Origin of the sequence: Paraburkholderia sp. (assembly GCF_036488505.1) — a bacterium.
Classification (GTDB): domain Bacteria; phylum Pseudomonadota; class Gammaproteobacteria; order Burkholderiales; family Burkholderiaceae; genus Paraburkholderia.
Genome location: NZ_DASXHN010000463.1, coordinates 19,167 through 38,557, shown reverse-complemented (window position 1 = coordinate 38,557; position 19,391 = coordinate 19,167). Strand labels below are relative to the sequence as shown.

The following is a 19,391-nucleotide window of genomic DNA, read 5'->3' as shown; positions in this document are numbered from 1 at the left end:
AACAGCCGATGCTCGACCCACTTCACCGGCCCCGGCGCGCACTCGATCGCGCGCCGGGCATGGAGTTGGTCAATCTCGAAAGGAGCCCACCATGACCTGTGTTGCAGACGTAATGACACGCGACGCGGCGACGATAGCGCCTACCCAGACGCTTCGCGAAGCGGCAAGAATGATGGACGAACTGAATGTCGGCGCGCTGCCCGTGTGCGACGGCACCGCGTTGCTCGGCATGCTGACGGACCGCGACATCGTGGTACGCGCGGTGTCGGCCGGGGTGCCGCCGTCCGAGCGCATCGAAGGCGTCGTCAGCGGTCCGCCCATCTGGTGCTTCGAGGACGACGATCTCGACGCCGTCCGGCAAAAGATGGCGGATGCGCAGATTCGCCGGATGCCGGTCGTGGACCGTGAAAAGCGTCTGGTGGGGATGTTGTCGCTAGGCGATATCGCGACGCATGCGGATGGCGGCGTGTCGTCGGCGCTGGGCGCGGTCTCTTCGCCGTCGAAGCCGGACCGCTGACAGGTGATTCGAGGATCTTGCCGCCGGATGATGCGTCGCAGCGCGGCGCGCAGCGTGCGGATCACCGCCGCACTGGCATGCGGAAGTCACGGCTCCGGACAGGCAAGGTCGGCGCTGACAATCTGGTGCCCATATTCCTCTGCCGCGAGTCTTGCTTCCTCGATCGTCGGATACGGGCCCATCTGCGGTGCGCCGTCGAATGGGAACAAACAACGGCCATCAACCTTGCGGCTCACCAGCAGGTCCGCATAGAAGCGCCCGTCGGCGCTGCGCCGCGCGGTGACGAAGATCGCAAAGTCATCGGGCGACGCCGCCACGGCAGCCGAATACCGCGTCAATTTCAGTTTTCTCCTCGACATCCTGAGCCCTACCCCGCTTGCTTGAACAGTATGGGAAATGCAGCGAACGCGATCGATGCATCGTCTGTTCAGTCGATGGTAGTGGACTCGTTGAGGAACGCGGGCGTCCGTAACCGCTCGGTTACGGACGCGGGGGACAGCGCTCAAGGGGCGAACCGCGCCGCGACGCTCAGGGCTCGAGCTTCACCTTGATCCAGCCCGGTTCACGCCGGTCGAATTCGCGATACGCCGCGATCGCATCCACCAGCGGCTCGCGCTGGGTCAGCACCGCAAGCGGATCGAAAGAACCGTTGCGCACGAGTTCGACGAGATGCGGCGTCAGCGCGCGGTGATTGCAGTTGCCCATGCGCACCACCAGATTGCGGTTCATCGCCTCGCCGATCGGAAACACGCGGTCAGTCGGCGGATAAACACCGATGATCGATACGGTGCCTGCCTTGGCAACGGCACGCACGGCCCACGACAGCACCTGCGACGGCCCGCTGCCGGGCTGCCAGTTGCCGCCGTCGGGCTTCGCCTGCGGGGCGATCTCCTCGACCTCCTGATCGAACGACTGCTGCTGGTCTTTCTGCTTGTCAGCCGCGGGTCCGTGCTCGGCGCGCACCGCGTCCACACCGACCGCATCGATCACGCGATCCACGCCAATGCCGCCGGTCAATTGCATGATCATGTCGACCGGATCTTCGTGGTCGAAGTTGATCACTTCCGCGCCCTGCGCCCGTGCCATGTCGAGCCGCGACTCGATGCGATCGACAGCCAGCACGCGTCCGGCGCCCATCAGCTTCGCGCTTGCAATCGCGAACTGTCCGACCGGTCCCGCGCCGAACACCGCGACCGTATCGCCGGTACGAATGCCCGCCAGTTGCGCGCCGAAATAGCCGGTCGGAAAAATATCCGACAGCAGGATCGCGCGGTCCTCGTCGATTTCATCGGGCAGGCGGATCAGGCTCGCGTGCGCGAGCGGCGTGCGCGCGTATTGCGCCTGCAGGCCCTGGAACGGGCCGGTCGTTTTCGGGCCGCCGAAGAACGCCGTGCCGGCCGCGGGCCCGTTCGGGTTCGCGGTATCGCACTGCGCGGTATAGCCGGCGCGGCAGTACGAACAAAAGCCACACGAAATCGTCGACGGGATCAGCACGCGGTCGCCGCGCTTCAGATTGCGCACCGACTTGCCGATCTCCTCGACGATGCCGACGCCCTCATGACCGAGTATCGTGCCGGGCACCATGTCGCCGAGCGTGCCGCGCACCATGTGCAAATCGGTGCCGCAGATCGCACTCGACGTGAGTCGCACGATCGCATCGGTCGGCTGTTGCAGGCTCGGGTCGGGCACGTTGTCGAGCCGGATATCGCCGATGCCGTGAAATACCACTGCTCTCATCGTTTACCTCCATGCGCGCTGTGTGCGCGCAATGCGTACGAACGGGCCAGCATTGGACGGCGCCGGCCAGCATGAATCAGGTGCGGTCGCCGACCGCGCGGCTGCCTACTGCATCGAGCCTGCTTTGCAATTCCTGCTTGCGCTCGGCAATCTTCCGGCCCAATGCGGCGAAATCGCAGTCCGTGTCCCGCAGTGCCGGAAACAGCTCACCCTCCTCTTCCTCGATGTGATGCCGCACCAGTTCCGACATCACTTTGAAAGTCGCGTCGAATCCCTGGTCGCCGACTTTCAGCGTTTCGAAGCGGGCAATCAGCGTCTTGACCAGAAAGTGCTCGACGTACGCCTCGTCGACATCGAGCTTGTCGTCGCCCGGCAATGCTTTCTGCGCGGCCGGGTACAGCAGTTCCTCCTCGATGATCGTGTGAACGGTCAACTCCTCGCACGCGCGCTGCGCCAATGCGGCCTTTGCTTCGAGCGTGTCCTGCTCGCTGTCGCGCTCCTTGCCGAACGCATCGAACAGTTTTTCCACCGAGCGGTGATCGGCTTCGAGAAGCTCGAGGGCGTCGGGTGAGTCCGAGGTCTTCTGGGTGTTTTCATTGCCGGTCTTCGGGTTGGAATCCGGTTGGGTCGCGCGATCGTTCATGGCAGCTCCTTCGTCGATGAATGCCCCGACTCAGCAAGCCACGTACCGGTCGCGAGCGGCGCGGCGGTACGGTGCTTGCTTCGCGTCGTCGGCGGTACGGCGGGTTGCGCGTGCACGAATGCGTGCGCGCGAAACCGACGTGCGATGGCCGCGCTCACGCGCCACCTGCCACCTTCTATTGCACGAAGCCCGATGAGAATTGCCCAGATTGCTCCGCTCTACGAAAGCGTGCCGCCTGTCGCCTACGGCGCGACCGAACGCGTCGTGTCGTATCTGACCGAAGAACTGGTCGCGCGCGGCCATCAGGTGACGCTGTACGCGAGCGCCGATTCGACCACCTCCGCGCGGCTCGTGCCGGTGTGCGAGCGCGGCCTGTGGCGCGACACGTCGGTCTGGGACACGCTCACGCATCACGTGCGGCAGCTCGCGCGTGTGATACGCGACGCGGACGCATTCGACATCGTCCATTTTCATGGCGACCCGCTGCACTTCGCGTGGGCCGATCGCCTGCCGTGCCGTACGCTCACCACACTGCATGGACGTCTGCTGCCCGCCGATCATGGCCCGCTGTTTCGCGAATTTGCCAGCGTGCCGCTGGTGTCGATTTCGGCCAGTCAGCGCCGGCCGGTGCCGTGGGCCAACTGGCGTGGCACCGTGCATCACGGGCTGCCGCTCACGGAATTCGAGTTTCAACCGGCGGCCGGTTCGTACCTGCTGTTTCTCGGCCGGATGATGCCGGAGAAGCGCCCCGATCTCGCGGTGGAAATCGCGCGGCGCAGCGGCCTGCCGTTGAAGGTCGCGGCGAAGATTCATCCGGGCGAGCGCGACTATTTCCGCAACGACATCGAACCGCTGTTGCGCCGCTCTGCCGGATTTACCGAGTATCTCGGCGAAGTTGGCGGGATCCAGCGTCGGCGCCTGCTCGCCGATGCACGAGCGTTGCTGCTGCCGATCGAATGGGACGAGCCGTTTGGCATGGTGATGATCGAAGCGATCGCGTGCGGCACGCCGGTGATCGCGTTTCGCCGCGGCGCGGTGCCCGAGGTGCTCGAACACGGCGTAAACGGGCTGATCGTCGATAACGTCGAGGAAGCCGTGCAGGCGGTCGCGCGGATCGCGTCTATCGACCGCGCCGCATGCCGGGGCGCGTTCGAGCGCCGTTTCACGGCCGCGCGCATGACCCGCGACTATCTGCGGATCTACGAGACGATGCTCGCCGGTCACACTGGCGGCAACAACGACCGCAGGGGTACGGGATATTTACCCACACCCGCATGCGCGGACGCAGCGCGGCAACCGCCCGGGACAGAGGCCGTGTAGTCGCTGCGCCGGGCATCGCAATTCGGGTACGGGCTCGCAAGCAGGCGCGTTCGTAGTCGGGTGTGCTGGCGCTGCCGTCGGCCGTACGGGTCGCGAGCGGCGGGAAAGCGCCCTCGGCAAGCCGTTGCGCAACATCTGTAACAAGGCCGCACGAATGCGAGCGGGAAACTGAGAAAGGGCGAACGACGTGGCAGGTTTTTTGCATCTAATGCTGCGGGAAGACTGATCCAATGCGGGATAATAGTGGTCGCGCAACCGCGCAACCGCGCAATACGCGCGCACGTCTGTAAAAATCGCGCGCGAGACGATCCGTGCCCCAAGGACCAGAGCTATGTCAAAAAGGCGCGACCAGACTTTGCCGAGCCCGGTACTGCATCCGATCGTCGGTATCGGCGCATCGGCGGGCGGGCTCAGCGCGCTGCAGGAATTCTTCGACGCACTACCCGCGCATACCGCGATGGCGTTCGTCGTGGTCGTCCACCTGTCGCCGGACCACGAAAGCAATCTCGCGTCGCTGCTGCAGAAAGTGACCAGCATGACCGTCACGCAGGTGACGCAGGCCACCCATATCGAGGTTGACAACGTCTATCTGGTCGCCCCGTCGCTCGACCTCGCGATGGTCGACGGCTACTTGCGGGTCGCACCGAGGCAGCAGCAGGAAGGACGCCGTGCCAGCATCGACGTGTTTTTCCGCACGCTCGCCGAGACGCACCGCTCGCGCGCGATAGGCATCGTATTGTCGGGTGCCGGCTCCGACGGCTCGGCCGGGCTCGCACGGGTCAAGGAAATGGGCGGCATCACGCTCGCGCAGGATCCTTCCGAGGCCGAATACGACAGCATGCCGCGCAGCGCGATCGCAACCGGCATGGTCGACTTCGTGCTCACCGCGGCCGAAATGCCGCAGCGGCTGATGGACCTCTGGTCCACCGCGAAGGAAATCCATCTGCCCGCGGTCAGCAACGACGAAGAGCTGGCGGAAAACGTCGACGAGACGGCCGAGCGCGCGCTGCGCGAGATCATGGTCATTTTGCGCACCCGCACCGCGCACGACTTCCGTCATTACAAACGGGCGACGGTGCTGCGCCGTATCGAACGGCGGCTGCAGGTCAACGGCATCACCGATCTGCAGGCCTATCGCGATTATCTGCATCTGCATCCCGAGGAAACCCAGGCGCTGTTGCAGGACATGCTGATCAGCGTGACCAATTTCTTCCGCGACAAGGAAGCGTTCGACGTACTGGAGCGCGAAGTCTTGCAGTCGCTGTTCGAAAACCGCAGCGAACAGGACCGCATCCGCGTGTGGTCGGTAGGGTGCGCGACCGGCGAAGAGGCGTATTCGATCGCGATGATGCTGCAGGAGCGCTCGCTGAAGTCGCCCGAGGGGGTGTCGTTCCAGGTGTTCGCCACCGACATCGACGAGCGCGCCATTTCGTTCGCCCGAACCGGTCTCTATCCGGAATCGATCCTCGCGGACGTGGAGCCCGGCCGCATCCGCCAGTTCTTCACGAAGGACGCCGCGCATTACCGGATCAAGAAGGAATTGCGCGAGCACATGCTGTTCGCGCATCACAACGTGCTGAGCGACCCGCCGTTCTCGCGGCTCGACATGATCTGTTGCCGCAATCTGCTGATCTATCTGGATCGCGATGCGCAAATCGAAGTGCTGCGGATGTTCCACTTCGCGCTGCGGCCAGGCGGCGTGCTGTTTCTCGGCAGCTCGGAATCGGCCGATAGCGCCAGTTCGATGTTCAGTGTGGTTGACAAGCGCAACCGCATTTACCGCGCGAACATGGCGGTGCGCGGCGACACGCCGGTGCCCGTCACGCTCTCCGGCGCGATGAGCTCGCGGCCCGTCGTTACTACCGTGCAGCCGCCGGGGCGCCGGCGTTTTTCGTTCGGCGATCTGCATCAGCGGCTCGTCGAGCAGTACGCGCCGCCCAGCGTGCTGGTCAGCCGCGAATCCGAAATCGTCCATCTGTCCGATCGCGCCGGGCGCTTCCTCCAGTATTCGGGCGGCGAGCCATCGCACAACATCATCGCGGTGGTGCGCCCGGAACTGCGGCTCGAACTGCGCACCGCGATCTATCAGGCGTTGCATACGAACCGCAGCGTCGAAGCGCGCCGCGTGCGCATCGAGCGCGACGGGCGCTCGTATTTCGTCAACATGACTGCGCGGCCGGTGCACGACCCCGAAGCAAATGCCGACTTCGTGCTGATCCTGTTCGACGAGGTCGAGGACAGCATGGCGACCGCGGAAGCGGGCTCGGCCGACGTGCAGAAGGACCCGATCATCAGCCAGCTCGAGCGCGAGTTGCAACGCACGAAGGAACAGCTGCAGTCGACGATCGAGCAGTCGGAAACCTCGACCGAAGAGTTGAAGGCGTCCAATGAGGAATTGCAGGCGATCAACGAGGAGCTGCGCTCGGCGACCGAAGAACTCGAAACCAGCAAGGAAGAGCTGCAATCGATCAACGAGGAGTTGACCACGGTCAATGCGGAGCTGAAGTCGAAGGTCGAGGAAACCGGCAAGATCAACGACGACCTGCACAACCTGATCGCCGCGAACGATATCGGCACGATCTTCGTCGATCGCAACATCTGCATCAAACGCTATACGCCGCGCGCCACCGATGTCTTCAGCATCATTCCGTCGGACATCGGCCGCTCGCTGCTCGACATCACGCATCGGCTCGAATACGACAAGCTCGCCGCCGACGCCGCCGAAGCATTCGACTCGCTGCGGCTGATCGAGCGCGAACTGCGCAGCAACGACGGCCGCTGGTATCTCGCGCGCTTCGTGCCTTATCGCACCACCGAAGACCGCATAGACGGCGCCGTGCTGTCGTTCATCGACATCACCGGGCGCCGCCACGCGGAAGACCGGCTGCGCGAAGGCGAGCGGCGCATGCGCATCGTCGCGCAGGGCACCAGGGACTACGCGATCATCACGTTCGACGAAGACGGCATCATCAATAGCTGGAACGCGGGCGCGGAACGGATCTTCGGCTATACCGAAGCGGAAATGATCGGCCAGCCCGCCGACATGTTGTCCACCGAGGAAGACCGCGCGAACAACGTCGCGCAACGCGAATTCGCGGAAGCGCGCCTGAACGGGCGCACCGAAGAAGAACGCTGGCACGTGCGCAAGGACGGCACACGTTTCTTCGGCAGCGGCGTGCTGTCGCGCCTGGACGAACCGGGCATCAGTGGCTTTGCGAAGATCACCCGCGATCTCGGCGAGTTCACCAGCGATACGGCGGCCGGACGCGGCACCTACACTCAAGCGCTGCACGCGGCCAGCGAGCGCGACGCGCAGCGGCGCCGCGACGAATTTCTCGCGGTCGTGTCGCACGAGCTCAAGCATCCGCTCAACCTGATTTCGGCGAGCGCCGAGCTGATCGCGCGCGCGCCGGAAACGCGCCAGAACCTGAACCTGTCGCGCGCGACCGACACGATTCGCCGCACCGTGATCGGCCAGGCGCAGATCATCGACGATCTGCTCGATATTTCGCGCGTGCGCACCGGCAAGCTGTCGGTCGTGCGCACGGTGGTCGATATGCGCGAGATCGTGCAGCGCGTATGCAATGCGGTGAAGGACGATGCGAGCCAGCGCGGCATCGCGCTGCGCGTCGCAATCACGGAGAACCCGGTGATCATTCAAGCGGACCTCACCCGAATCGAACAGGTCGTGTGGAATCTGATCAGCAATGCGCTGAAGTTTACGCAGCGCGGCTCGATCGACGTGTCGCTGAATGTCAACCACGACGAAGCGGTACTGCAGGTCAGCGATACGGGCTGCGGCATCGAGCCTTCGCTACTGCCGCACGTCTTCGATATGTTCCAGCAAAGCCGCGATCCGGGCACGCGCCGGGGCGGACTCGGCATCGGACTCGCGCTCGTGCGCGACCTCGTGAATCTGCATGGCGGCGCGGTGCGCGCGGAGTCGGAGGGCGCGGGGCGCGGCGCGACCTTCACGGTCACGCTGCCCACGCACCGGAGCGCGATGCATGCGAACGCCGGCATCGAAGTCGTCGCCGATTCGCTGAAAGGCCTCAATATCCTGATGATCGACGACGATGCGGCGACCGTCGAAACCTTCAAGCTGCTGCTTGAAAGCGAAGGCGCGCAGGTGCGCACCGCAACGAGCGGAAAAGAAGCACTGATCATCATCAACGGCGATGCGCCCGACATCGTGCTGTCGGACATCGGCATGCCGGGCATGGACGGCATCGAGTTCATCGGCAAGCTGCGCGAGATGCCGGCGATGCAATCGGTGATCTGCGTCGCGGTCAGTGGCTTCGGTCAGCAGTCGGACGTGAGCGCCTCGCAGGCTGCGGGTTTCGATGCGCATGTGAAAAAGCCGGTCGTGCTCGAAGAGCTGCTGGGCATTTTCGCGCGGCTGCGCAGATAAACGTCGATGTGCGGAAGGTGCGACAACGCCGCCGCTACCGCACGTTCGGCGCGTTCGGCCACCTCGGCGGTTTTGGCTGGTTCCCGGCTCGCCCCTGTTTAGACGTTGCGGCTCTCGCGATAGCCGTGTTTACCTTGACCGGCGGCTTGCCGTCGCTCGGCGGCTTGACGATGAAGTCGTCGATGACGCCGGGCTCGAACACCAGGCAGAAGGTCGACCCGCCGTACTGGAAAAAGCCGAGTTCGTCGCCTTTGCGTACGTGCTGACCGGGTAGCGCGTCGATCATGCACGACGACACGTCCGCCATACCGACGAACACGCAGCCGACCTTGCCCACCGCTGGATCGTCACAGTCGATCACGATCACCGCGCGTGCGGCGAGCGCGGTGATATAGCCCTGTGAATCGTTCAACCCGCTCGGGTCTTCGCCTTCGCTATCGGCGTTCGAATAATAGCTGCCGTCCACCGCATAGGCCTGCGCAATGGTGCCGCTGACCGGCGCATGCCAGCGGTGGTAGTTGTACGCACTGAGAAAAGCCTGATAGATCGACCCGCCTGCGAAGCACCGCGCCAGCTCGCGTTGACTCGACGTGAACATGTCTTCGAGCGAGTACGGCTGCGACTTGATCCAGAACGTGTCCTGCAAGGCGACGTCGTGCTGGATGTTGTACGGCGACGCCTCGCAAGCGCTGACGATCAGCTTGTCGTTGTCCGGCTCGGCGACCGGCCGCGCGCCGGCGCGAAAGCGCCGCGTGAAGAAGTCGTTCCACGACCCAAAGCCCCAATGCGGCTGAGCGGGATCGTAAATGAATTGCGACAGGCCGATCCGCTTGTCGGCCTCCTCGCAAAACCAGCCATTGGGCGGCGCGGTGTTCAGGTGTTCGCGCGAGTGCGGGCCGCTCAGAAAACCGCACCAGCAGTTCAGCACGTGCTTGAGTTTCGCGTTGAGCGCAGGGTCGCGAAACAGCGCATAGCCGGACGGCATGCACATCGGCCAGTCGAGCACCGCATTCAGCGGGCAATGGATCAGATCGGATTCGCTGAACGGTGGCGCGTACGTCATCAGGTAATCGATGACCGTCATCAGTTCGTCGATCGACGTATAGCCGAGCACGTAGCCCGCCTCGCGCGCCTGATTGATCGCCCGGGTCATGTCCATGCGCAGCACCGGGTCGCCCTGAACCAGCGCCGCCAGTTCTTCGACCGCACTGGTGCGCCGCACGTGAGCCGCACGCTCGCGCGCTTTCGCGGCCAGCGCGGTTCGGTAGCGCGCGAGATGCGCTTCGTCGCTCGGCAGCCAGTCGCCGAGCCGATACCGTCGCGTGCGCGGATTCGGCGTTCGATCGTTTCTCATGCATCGTCCTTGGATGGGCTGACAGCAAATCTGATCGCAATGCGCATCTACTTGGCGCGCGGCGTATCGAGGCCGTCGTCGGCTTGCTTGCGGCCGGCGCGGATCTGCTCGATACATGTCGCCACCGCGTGGGCCGCGTTCGCGACCTCCCGTTGCAGGTCTTCGTCGCGATCGAGCTTCTCATGACTGGTCGCGTACGGTTCGTAATAGCCGATAAAGCGATCGAGACGCGATTTCGGTCCCGCTTCGACGAAGCCCATCCAGTCGAGCCAGTCGGTCAGCGCCCGGCGCGAGCCTTCGATACCCGCCACGTCGCCGTGCACGACCAGGCCGTACGCCCTGCCCGCCAGATGCTTCGGATAGTCCCAGCCGGCGAGTTCCAGCTGTTTGGCCTCGTCCGCTTTCTTGCCGTGCGTCGAGGTCGGGTCCGGATTGCCGCCGTCCGCGCAGACGAGACGATCCATCATCAGCTTCAACGGACTGGACACCTGATACCAGTAGACCGGCGTAACGATCAGCACGCCGTGACACGCGGCAAAGCGCTCGTAGATGTCGTTCATCCAGTCGTTGACGAGACCCAGCGAATGGTTCGGATAGCAACTGCACGGCCAGTGGCACAGCGGCATCGCGGTCGACACGCAGGCCTTGCACGGATGAATGTGCAGATCGCGATCGGAATTCAGACGCGACAGGTCGAGCAGGTCGACCTCGCACGATCTTCGCTCGAGTGCCTGCTGCGCGATCTTCGCGAGTCTGAAGCTCTTCGACATTTCGCTGGGACAGGTGTAGTCATTGCGCGACGAAGCATTGATGACCAACACCCGCGAGCGAGTCCTCGGATCGCGCTGCCGCGCCTGGGCGGCCTTGATACGCTCGCTGGCCACGCGCCATTCGACCGACAGATCGTAGCCAGGGTCAGCGAAACCTGGCCCTGCCTTTTGCGTGACCGGCGATTTGCGGCTGTTCGAATAGGCGTCCCATGCAATCGCTTCGAGGCGCGCGAGTGCTTCGTCCTCCTGGCGGAAAGCCGGATCGTAGAACCGCGCCATGAAGCGCTCGCGGAATACATTGCGCGACAGCGGTTCGGTGACCTGTCCTTTTCGGACTTCGACCGTATGGACAGCGCCGGGCGGCTCGGATCGGGTACTCATGGGCAGGTGTGGAAGACAATCGTCGAACTGCCGGGAAGCAAGCCACGTACCAAACCGATGCGCCGTGACGCGATGCGCCGGAACAAGCATTGCTGGCACAGTGGACAGCGGCGCCGCCAGCGAGCCGCGACACCCGCACGCTGATACCAGCGGCGCGCCGCAACGCACGCCAAACCGAACCCGAATCCGAATCCGAATCCGAACCCTGCGCGAATCATCATGGAATCGAACCCGCGTCTGCTCGCGATCTCGCCGCATCTCGACGATGCGGTACTCAGTTGCGGGCTGCTGCTCGCCGCCCATCCCAACGCATTCGTATGCACGGTGTTTACCGCGCCGCCCGCCACCGACATGACGACCGAATGGGACCAGGCGGCCGGATTTACCGGCGCATTCGAAGCCATGCGCGCACGCCGGGCGGAAGACCGCGAAGCGCTCGCGTGTGTCGGCGCGCGGCCCGTGCATCTGCGCTTTTGCGACGCGCAATATCAGACGCCACCCGCGCCGGACGCACTGAACACCGCGCTACACCGGGCCGTGCTCGAAGCCGAACCCACGACCATGTTAATCCCGTTGGGCCTGTTTCATTCCGATCACCTTCTGGTCGCGGACGCCTGTCTAACGCTGATGCAGCGGCACCCGGCCGTCAGCGTCGTCGCGTACGAAGACGTGCCGTACCGGTCGATGCCAGGCGCCGTGCAGGACCGCTTGTGCGAACTTGGCAAACGCGGCTATCTCGCCGACACCGCGCAAGCGCTCGACACCACCGTGACGCCCCGGCACGAACAGATGAAGCGCGCGGCGCTCGATGCGTATCGCAGCCAATTGCGCGCATTCGGCGCCGACGCATCGGCGCGCCTTTTCTCGCCCGAACGTTACTGGCGGCTTTCGATGGCGAAGGCGACGTCCACCGGCTGGCGCACTGACCGCAACCAGGCGGCAAGCGTCACGTAAGGTACAGAGCTTGCTATTTCGTGCTGCACCGCCTGATCAATCACCGCACAGCATGGAAGAAGAAACCGTCTACCCGCACCCGCGTATTTCCGTCGTGGTTCTGACGTACAACCGCGCGGACGAACTGTGCGCGACGCTCGAGCGCCTGCTCGCGCTGCCGGAAAAACCGCCCATCGTCGTCGCCGACAATGGTTCGACCGACGACACCGTCGCGCGCGTCAGGGCAACCTATCCGAGCGTGCGCGTGGTCGAGTGCGGGGACAACCTGGGCGCCGCGGGGCGCAACCTGGGCGCCGCCTGCGTCGACACCGAATATGTGGCGTTCAGCGACGACGACACCTGGTGGGGACCGGGCTCGCTCGAACGCGCGGTGCATCTGTTCGATGCATGGCCGAACGCCGGGGTGCTGAACGCACGCGTGGTGGTCGGCGAAGGTGGTGCGACCGATCCGACCTGCACGGTGATGCGTGCAAGCCCGCTCGGCGCCGACGGCCTGCCCGGCCCCGCGCTGATCGGCTATATGGCGGGCGCGTGTGTATTTCGCACCGCGTTGTTCCGCGCGGTCGGCGGCTATGCGTCGCGTCTTTTTATCGGCGGCGAGGAAGAACTGGTCGCGCTCGACGTGCTGGCGTTCGATCAGGCGATCGTCTATTGCGAGCAGTTGACCGTGCATCATCATCCGTCGCCGGTGCGTGACAGCGCGTTACGGCGCCGCCTGCTCGCGCGCAACGCCGCGTGGACGGCGTGGCTGCGTTTGCCGTGGCGCGAAGCGTCGCAAGCGACGCTGCACGCGCTCGCGGTGTTCGCGCGGGAACGCACGCTGGCGCGCGACAGTGCCGATTTACTGCGCGGGCTCCCGTGGGCATGGCGGGGGCGCCGGGTCGTGCCGCCACTCGTCCTCGCGATGCGCGAGCAGGTGCGCTCGGCCGAACGCGACGCCGCTGCACTGGAGGCGGATGCCGGCGCGGCCTCCACAGCCGGCAACGTCGACGCGCCGACCTGAGGTCGGGTCCCCGCGCGAAACGTTCGAACCGCAGCTGTCACCGCGATTGAACGTTGCCACGCCCGGACGCACTCGCGAGCCGACGAATGACCGCGTTCAGTTCGTCAGGTGGCACCGGCTTGTGCAAATGCGCGTCGAACCCCGCCGTTTGCGCGCGCGGCAAGTCGAGCGCGTCCGCATGCCCGGTTAGCGCGATCGCCGGCAGCGGTGCCTGCGACGCTGGCGACCGTTCGGATTCCAGTTCCCGCAGACGGCGCAACACGTCATAACCATCCTCGCCCGCGAGCAGGATGTCGCAGAGCAGCACGTCCGGCCAGCGGTCGGGGTCTGTCGCACGCAACCAGTCCAATGCTTCGGCGCCCGACGCGGCGAGCCGCACGTGCGCGCCGCTCATCTCCAGTACCGCTTCGAGCGCGTCGCGCGCTTCTTCCTGATCGTCGATCGCCATCACGAACAGGCCAGCGAGCGGGCCTGGGTCACCGGCCTGGTCCGCGACCCGCGCCGGGGGCGGATGCGCGTCCGCCACCGGCCGCAGCGGCAGCATCGCCACATAGGCGAGCTGTCCATCCAGCGGCCTGAGCGTAAAGCTGCCGCCGGCCGCCGCCAGCGCGCTCTCCATCTGCCGCGCGGTGGCCGTCGACAGTTCGGCCGGCTTGCCACCGGTGCCGAGCACGCTGATCCACACGTAATTGCCATGACGCTGTGCGCGCAGCGCGATGCGCTCGCCGCGCCTCGCCTGCTCGATCTCGTTGCGGCATAGCTCGACGATCAACGGCTGCAATACGGTCGGATCGCCGGTCACGCGCAACTCGCCGCCGGCCGGCTCGGCGTACACGACCACGCCGCGCGCGCCGATTTCATCGTGCAGTGCATCGATCACGCCCGCCGTCAACGCGCTGACGCTGACCGATTGCGCGGTCAGCCTGCGCTGCGCGTGTTCGAGTTCTCCTTGCTGCCATTGCAGCGACCACATCTTCGCGTACACGCCGTCGCGCGCGAGCAGTTCGCGGTGCGTGCCCTGCTCGACCACCTGACCATGCTCCATCACCAGGATCCAGTCCGCGTCGACGACGGTTGAAAGCCGATGCGCGATCACGATCGACGTGCGGCCTTGCGCGAGCCGCGTGAGTTCGGTCTGGATCGCGCGCTCCGAGCGGGTGTCGAGCGCCGAGGTCGCCTCGTCGAACACGATGATGCGCGGGTCCTTCAGAATCGCGCGCGCAATCGCGATGCGCTGCCGCTCGCCGCCCGACAGCCGCACGCCGCGTTCGCCGACGCGCGTGTCGTAATGATCCGGCAGGCGCTCGATGAACTCGTCCAGTTGCGCGGCGCGCGCGGCGCGCACCACGTCCGCGCGCGTCGCCGACGGCCGGCCGTACGCGATGTTGTAGGCGATCGTTTCGTTGAACAGCACGGTGTCCTGCGGCACGATGCCGATCGCCTCGCGCAGGCTGCGCTGCGTGACCTTGCCGATGTCCTGCCCGTCGATCCGGATCACGCCGCGTTCGGGCCGATACAGGCGAAACAGCAGCTTCACGAGCGTCGATTTGCCCGAGCCGCTGCCGCCGACCACCGCCAGCGTCTTGCCCGGATACGCGCGGAAATCGACGTCGCGCAGCACCTGGCGCGCGGCATCGTAGCCGAAATCGACGTGCTCGAAATCGATCTTGCCGGCGCTCACCTTCAGCGCTTGCGCGGCGCGCTCGTCGATATCCTCGCCGACCCGGCCGCGCGCGGCGAGGATCACGAACATCCGCTCGACGTTCACGAGCGCGTCGTTGGTCTCGCGGAATACGAAGCCGAGCGCGTTGAGCGGCATGCAGATCTGGATGATGTAGGCGTTCACCAGGATCAGGTCGCCCACGCTCATGCTGCCGGCCACCACGTGCTGCGTCGCGAGCAGCATCACCGCCGCCACGCCGAGCGCGATCACCCCGCTTTGCCCCACGTGCAACGCGGTCAACGCGCGCTGGTTCGCGAGGCGCGCGTACACCCACTTGTCCAGCACGTCGCCAAGGCGTTGCGTTTCGTTGTCCTCAGTCGCGAAGTACTTGACGGTGTCGTAGTTGAGCAGGCTGTCGACGAGCCGTCCGTCCGCTTGCGCTTCGAGCAGATTCACCGCGCGCTGGAAGGCGACGCGCCTGCGCGTGAAGATGAATGTGTAGACCGCGTACAGCACGAAAGTCGCCGCGATCGCGAACATGAATTCGCGCGCGTAGTTGCGCACCATGATCGCGACGATCACCGCTATTTCGAAGAGAGTCGGCACGATCGTGAATAGCGCGGTGCCGAGCAGAAAGCCGATCCCGTCGGCGCCTTTCTGCACGTCGCGCACGATCGCGCCGGTCTGGCGGCCGGCATGAAAACGCGCGCTCAATCGATGCAGATGCGCGAACGTTCGTTCGGTCAACGCCGCGACGGTGCGCTGCACGACGATGCTGAACACCACATCGCGCGCTTCGTTCAGCGCATCGCCGAGAAAACGCAGCAGCGCGTAAGCCAGCACCAGAAAAACCGGAAACAGCGCGGGCGACAGCGGGTGACCGAGTTCATCGACGACATGCTTGAGCGCGAGCGGCATCAGCACCGTGGCGAGCCGCGCCGCGATCATCAGGACGAGCGCGACCAGGGTCTGCGTGCGATAGCGCAACACCGCATGCATCAGATCGCCGACGATTCTGCGCGTGACTTCGGAGCGGGGCGGATGGGCTGAATTCGGCATCGAGATTCGGTGGCGGCCGTGCGGGGACCGTTGCGGCACAGCCGTAGCGGCCAGCAAGCACCGCGCCTGGCGGCTGCGGAAAAAAGCGCTGATGTTGCGGTCGATTCACGTTCATCGCCGTATGGGCCCGTCGCCCGGCGCACGCGTTTGCGCGCGCGTCGTCGCGTGTGGACCAGCCAGAACCGCTTCGAACTTACATGCGCATGTAAAAACAGGGAACGCCACAGCGCTTCTCCCTGTGCGCGAAATTAGGGAACGCCAGGCCGTCTCGTGCGCTTGCATAAGCGCTGCGTTGGCGTCGCGCCGCATGCGGCAATGCTTTTGCGCGATTGGCACAGCGGATGCTCGGCGCGGTTACCGACGTCTCGAATCCGTCACGGTCCCTCTTGCGAAGGAACATCAATGAAAATCGCTCTGATCAGTGAACACGCATCGCCTCTGGCTGTCGCAGGCGGCGTCGATAGTGGCGGGCAGAACATCTATGTCGCGAACGTCGCGCGTCAGCTCGTGGAGATGGGCCATCAGGTCGACGTGTTCACGCGCCGCGATCGCGCGCTGCTGCCGCTCAGCGTCGAGATGGACGGCGCGCGCGTGATCCACGTGCCCGCGGGGCCACCGAAGCAGTTACCGAAGGAACAGCTGCTGCCGTTCATGGACGAGTTCGCCGCGTTTCTGATCGAGTTCTTTCGCCGCGAACCGCAGCCGTACGACGTGATGCACGCGAACTTCTTCATGTCCGGGCTGGCCGCGCTGAAGGTCAAGGCGGCGCTCGGCGTGCCGCTCGTCACCACCTTCCATGCGCTCGGGCGCGTGCGGCGCATCCACCAGGGCGAGAACGACGGCTTTCCCGACGCGCGCTTTGCGATCGAAGACGAACTGGTCGCGCACTCGGACCTGGTCGTCGCCGAATGTCCGCAGGATCACGCCGATCTGCTCGAGCACTACCGCGCCGACGCTGCGCGCATCCGCATCGTGCCGTGCGGCTTCGACGCCGACGAGTTCAGACCGGTCGAGCGCGGCGCCGCGCGCGACGCGCTAGGCTGGCCGCGCGATGAATTCATCGTGTTGCAGTTGGGCCGGCTGGTGCGGCGCAAAGGCATCGACAACGTGGTGCGTGGGGTCGGCGTCTTGAAGCAGACGTTTCACGCACCCGCGCGGCTCTATGTGGTGGGCGGCAATTCGGATGCCCCCAACGAACTCGCGACACCGGAGATCGCGCGTCTGCGCGCTATCGCGAGCGAATGCGGGGTCGCGAACGAGACGACCTTCGTCGGCCGGCGCGGCCGCAAACGGCTGCGTTACTTTTATAGCGCCGCCGACGTATTCGTGACGACGCCGTGGTACGAGCCGTTCGGCATCACGCCGGTCGAGGCGATGGCGTGCGCGACGCCGGTGATCGGCGCCGACGTGGGCGGCATCCGTTATTCGGTGGCCGACGGCGAGACCGGCTTTCTGGTGCCACCGCACGATCCGCATGCGCTGGCCGCACGCCTCGACCAATTGCGGCGCGACCCCGCGCTCGCGCGCCGGATGGGCGAAGCGGGGCTGGCGCGGGCGCGCGCGGAGTTTACGTGGCGCGGGGTCAGCGATGCGCTGGCGCGGCTCTACGCGCAGGCGGCCAGGCTCGCACCGGCGAAAGAGCCCACTGGCGAGGCCACCGCGGCGGCGGCAGCCGAGCAGGCACAAGCGCCGAGGCGCGCGGCGGGTGGTACCTCGTCGCGCTGGCGGTGACGCTCGATATGACGCAACCCGCTGTGTTTCTCGACAAGGACGGCACGCTGCTGGAAGACGTGCCGTACAACGTCGACCCGGCATTGATGCGGCTCGCGCCAGGCGCGCGTGAGGCGCTGGCTTTGCTCGCCGCGTGTCCGTTCGCGTTGTTCGTGATCAGCAATCAGGCGGGCGTCGCGCTGGGCAAGTTCCTGCCCGCAGCGTTGCAGGACGTCGAACGGCGCCTGCAACAGCTCTTTGCCGAATGCGGCGCGACACTCGGCGGTGTCTACTGGTGCCCGCATCATCCGGCCGGTAGCGTCGCGCGCTACGCGCTCGTGTGCGACTGCCGCAAGCCCGCGCCCGGCATGTTGCTGCGCGCGGCCCGCGAGCATCGGCTCGACCTCGCGCAAAGCTGGTTCATCGGCGACATTCTCGACGATGTCGAAGCGGGCAACCGCGCCGGCTGCCGCACCGTGCTGCTCGACAACGGCCACGAAACCGAATGGAATATGAGCGCTGCACGTGTGCCCAGCGCGCGCGCCGCCGATCTGCACGAGGCCGCGCAGATCGTCGTGCTGCACGGGCTGCCGCCCGGCGCCGCAGCGCGCCGCGAGGAGGCGCTCCGATGAATGCATGGCTGCCGCTCGCGCCGCCCACGCGCGCTCACGCGCGCGTGCCCGACACGTCGGAGCCGGCCTGCTGGCGCAACGACGTGAAGCGCATTCTGTGCGTGCGGCTCGATAACCTCGGCGACGTGCTGATGACGACCCCCGCGCTGCATGCGTTGCGCGAGTCCGGCGAAGACCGGCATATCACGCTGCTCGCGTCGCGCAGTGGCGTCGCACTGGCGCCGTTTCTCGACGATGTGGACGACGTGATCGAATACGACGCGCCGTGGGTCGCGCAGCCGCTGCCCGGCACGCGCTCATTACTCGACGACCACCGGATGCAGCAGCGGCTGCGCGACGGCGGCTTCGACGCCGCGGTGATTTTCACCGTGTATAGCCAGAGCCCGCTGCCCGCCGCGATGCTGTGTTATCTCGCGGGCATTCCACGCCGGCTCGCGCATTGCCGCGAGAACCCGTATGCGCTGCTGACCGACTGGCTGCGCGAACCGGAACCGCAGCAGCGCACGCGCCACGAGGTGCAGCGCCAGCTCGATCTGGTGCGGCACGTCGGTGCGCAGGCGAGCGACACGCGCATGCGCTTTCGCGTGTCGCCCGCCGCGCGGCAATCGCTCGATGCGCGGCTCGCCGCGCTCGGCGTCGCACCCGGCGCGGCGTGGATCGTGCTGCATCCGGGCGCGACCGCCTCGTCGCGCCGTTATCCGCCCGAGCGTTTCGGCGAGGTCGCGACACAGCTTGCACGTCGCACCGGCGCGCCGGTGCTGATCACGGGCAGCGCGAGCGAACGCGGGCTCGTTGATACGGTGATGCGCTCCACTGCGCCGGACGTGCGCGCGCTGCTGCACGATCTGAGCGGCGCGCTGACGCTCGCCGAACTGGCCGCGCTGATCGAGCGCGCGAGCGTGCTGGTGTCCAACAATAGCGGCCCGGTACATCTCGCATCCGCGCTCGGCACGCCGGTCGTCGATCTGTACGCGTTGACCAATCCGCAGCACACCCCTTGGCAAACGGCACAGCGGGTGCTGTATCGCGACGTCGAATGCCGCTGGTGTTATCGCAGCGTGTGTCCGCACGCGCATCACCCGTGTCTGCTCGGGGTGCCGACCAGCGAAGTCGTGCACGCGGCACTCGAATTACGCGCGGCACGCGTGCCGGCTAGCGACGAACCGGCTGGCGCGGACGAGGCTTGCGACACCGCGCCGTCGCTCAGCGATCAGCCCACCCTTTCCTGAACCCTCTT

General features: G+C 65.8%; 14 protein-coding genes. 8 read left to right on the top strand and 6 right to left on the bottom strand.

Annotated features, from left to right (window positions below):
• Nucleotides 1-91 precede the first annotated feature (91 nt).
• Nucleotides 92-517 carry a CBS domain-containing protein gene (locus VGH68_RS26780; protein ID WP_331606740.1) on the top strand — a complete coding sequence of 142 codons (426 nt, stop codon included), beginning with the start codon at nucleotides 92-94 and terminating at the stop codon, nucleotides 515-517.
• Nucleotides 518-603: 86 nt separating this feature from the next.
• Here VGH68_RS26780 and VGH68_RS26775 read toward each other — a convergent pair whose 3' ends face one another.
• From VGH68_RS26775 to VGH68_RS26765, 3 genes are all read right to left on the bottom strand, one after another.
• Nucleotides 604-876, bottom strand: a complete 273-nt coding sequence (locus VGH68_RS26775) for a DUF6723 family protein (protein ID WP_331606739.1) — start codon at nucleotides 874-876, stop codon at nucleotides 604-606.
• Nucleotides 877-1,045: 169 nt separating this feature from the next.
• Nucleotides 1,046-2,254 carry a zinc-dependent alcohol dehydrogenase gene (locus VGH68_RS26770; RefSeq protein ID WP_331606738.1) on the bottom strand — a complete coding sequence of 403 codons (1,209 nt, stop codon included), beginning with the start codon at nucleotides 2,252-2,254 and terminating at the stop codon, nucleotides 1,046-1,048.
• A gap of 76 nt (nucleotides 2,255-2,330) precedes the next feature.
• Nucleotides 2,331-2,897, bottom strand: coding sequence for a hemerythrin domain-containing protein (locus VGH68_RS26765; protein ID WP_331606737.1), 567 nt, complete (start codon nucleotides 2,895-2,897; stop codon nucleotides 2,331-2,333).
• A gap of 192 nt (nucleotides 2,898-3,089) precedes the next feature.
• On the opposite strand from VGH68_RS26765, the gene VGH68_RS26760 reads away from it, so the two are divergent.
• Nucleotides 3,090-4,217, top strand: a complete 1,128-nt coding sequence (locus VGH68_RS26760; protein ID WP_331606736.1) for a glycosyltransferase family 4 protein — start codon at nucleotides 3,090-3,092, stop codon at nucleotides 4,215-4,217.
• Nucleotides 4,218-4,548: 331 nt separating this feature from the next.
• Complete coding sequence (locus tag VGH68_RS26755) at nucleotides 4,549-8,628, top strand: CheR family methyltransferase (RefSeq protein ID WP_331606735.1); 4,080 nt, start codon at nucleotides 4,549-4,551, stop codon at nucleotides 8,626-8,628.
• Between the two features lie 34 nt (nucleotides 8,629-8,662).
• On the opposite strand, the gene VGH68_RS26750 is transcribed toward VGH68_RS26755, so the two are convergent.
• Nucleotides 8,663-9,982 carry a phosphatidylserine decarboxylase family protein gene (locus VGH68_RS26750; RefSeq protein ID WP_331606734.1) on the bottom strand — a complete coding sequence of 440 codons (1,320 nt, stop codon included), beginning with the start codon at nucleotides 9,980-9,982 and terminating at the stop codon, nucleotides 8,663-8,665.
• Between the two features lie 47 nt (nucleotides 9,983-10,029).
• The gene (locus VGH68_RS26745) at nucleotides 10,030-11,061 is read right to left on the bottom strand and encodes a flavodoxin family protein (protein ID WP_331606750.1); all 1,032 of its coding nucleotides are present in this window, start codon (nucleotides 11,059-11,061) and stop codon (nucleotides 10,030-10,032) included.
• Between the two features lie 291 nt (nucleotides 11,062-11,352).
• Here VGH68_RS26745 and VGH68_RS26740 point away from each other — a divergent pair, with 291 nt between their 5' ends.
• Both VGH68_RS26740 and VGH68_RS26735 read left to right on the top strand, forming a co-directional pair.
• The gene (locus tag VGH68_RS26740) at nucleotides 11,353-12,087 is read left to right on the top strand and encodes a PIG-L deacetylase family protein (protein ID WP_331606733.1); all 735 of its coding nucleotides are present in this window, start codon (nucleotides 11,353-11,355) and stop codon (nucleotides 12,085-12,087) included.
• Nucleotides 12,088-12,139: 52 nt separating this feature from the next.
• Nucleotides 12,140-13,090: a glycosyltransferase family 2 protein gene (locus tag VGH68_RS26735; protein WP_331606732.1), complete on the top strand. Its 951-nt coding sequence runs from the start codon at nucleotides 12,140-12,142 to the stop codon at nucleotides 13,088-13,090.
• 37 nt (nucleotides 13,091-13,127) lie between these two features.
• Here VGH68_RS26735 and VGH68_RS26730 read toward each other — a convergent pair whose 3' ends face one another.
• Nucleotides 13,128-15,812: an ATP-binding cassette domain-containing protein gene (locus tag VGH68_RS26730; protein ID WP_331606731.1), complete on the bottom strand. Its 2,685-nt coding sequence runs from the start codon at nucleotides 15,810-15,812 to the stop codon at nucleotides 13,128-13,130.
• Between the two features lie 402 nt (nucleotides 15,813-16,214).
• Here VGH68_RS26730 and VGH68_RS26725 point away from each other — a divergent pair, with 402 nt between their 5' ends.
• Genes VGH68_RS26725 through waaF form a run of 3 tightly spaced genes read left to right on the top strand, consistent with a single transcriptional unit; the run spans nucleotide 16,215 to nucleotide 19,383 of the window.
• Nucleotides 16,215-17,543, top strand: coding sequence for a glycosyltransferase family 1 protein (locus tag VGH68_RS26725; protein ID WP_331606730.1), 1,329 nt, complete (start codon nucleotides 16,215-16,217; stop codon nucleotides 17,541-17,543).
• An 8-nt stretch (nucleotides 17,544-17,551) separates the two neighbouring features.
• Nucleotides 17,552-18,154, top strand: a complete 603-nt coding sequence (locus tag VGH68_RS26720) for an HAD-IIIA family hydrolase (protein WP_331606729.1) — start codon at nucleotides 17,552-17,554, stop codon at nucleotides 18,152-18,154.
• Nucleotides 18,151-19,383: a lipopolysaccharide heptosyltransferase II gene (gene waaF / locus VGH68_RS26715; RefSeq protein ID WP_331606728.1), complete on the top strand. Its 1,233-nt coding sequence runs from the start codon at nucleotides 18,151-18,153 to the stop codon at nucleotides 19,381-19,383. Before VGH68_RS26720 ends, waaF begins: the two co-directional genes overlap by 4 nt.
• The last annotated feature ends 8 nt before the right edge of the window (nucleotides 19,384-19,391 follow it).

Coding starts and splice junctions, on each gene's coding strand:
- VGH68_RS26780 (WP_331606740.1), top strand. CDS start 92: ATGACCTGTGTTGCAGACGTAATGACACGCGACGCGGCGACGATAGCG.
- VGH68_RS26775 (WP_331606739.1), bottom strand. CDS start 876: ATGTCGAGGAGAAAACTGAAATTGACGCGGTATTCGGCTGCCGTGGCG.
- VGH68_RS26770 (WP_331606738.1), bottom strand. CDS start 2,254: ATGAGAGCAGTGGTATTTCACGGCATCGGCGATATCCGGCTCGACAAC.
- VGH68_RS26765 (WP_331606737.1), bottom strand. CDS start 2,897: ATGAACGATCGCGCGACCCAACCGGATTCCAACCCGAAGACCGGCAAT.
- VGH68_RS26760 (WP_331606736.1), top strand. CDS start 3,090: ATGAGAATTGCCCAGATTGCTCCGCTCTACGAAAGCGTGCCGCCTGTC.
- VGH68_RS26755 (WP_331606735.1), top strand. CDS start 4,549: ATGTCAAAAAGGCGCGACCAGACTTTGCCGAGCCCGGTACTGCATCCG.
- VGH68_RS26750 (WP_331606734.1), bottom strand. CDS start 9,982: ATGAGAAACGATCGAACGCCGAATCCGCGCACGCGACGGTATCGGCTC.
- VGH68_RS26740 (WP_331606733.1), top strand. CDS start 11,353: ATGGAATCGAACCCGCGTCTGCTCGCGATCTCGCCGCATCTCGACGAT.
- VGH68_RS26735 (WP_331606732.1), top strand. CDS start 12,140: ATGGAAGAAGAAACCGTCTACCCGCACCCGCGTATTTCCGTCGTGGTT.
- VGH68_RS26730 (WP_331606731.1), bottom strand. CDS start 15,812: ATGCCGAATTCAGCCCATCCGCCCCGCTCCGAAGTCACGCGCAGAATC.
- VGH68_RS26725 (WP_331606730.1), top strand. CDS start 16,215: ATGAAAATCGCTCTGATCAGTGAACACGCATCGCCTCTGGCTGTCGCA.
- VGH68_RS26720 (WP_331606729.1), top strand. CDS start 17,552: ATGACGCAACCCGCTGTGTTTCTCGACAAGGACGGCACGCTGCTGGAA.
- waaF (WP_331606728.1), top strand. CDS start 18,151: ATGAATGCATGGCTGCCGCTCGCGCCGCCCACGCGCGCTCACGCGCGC.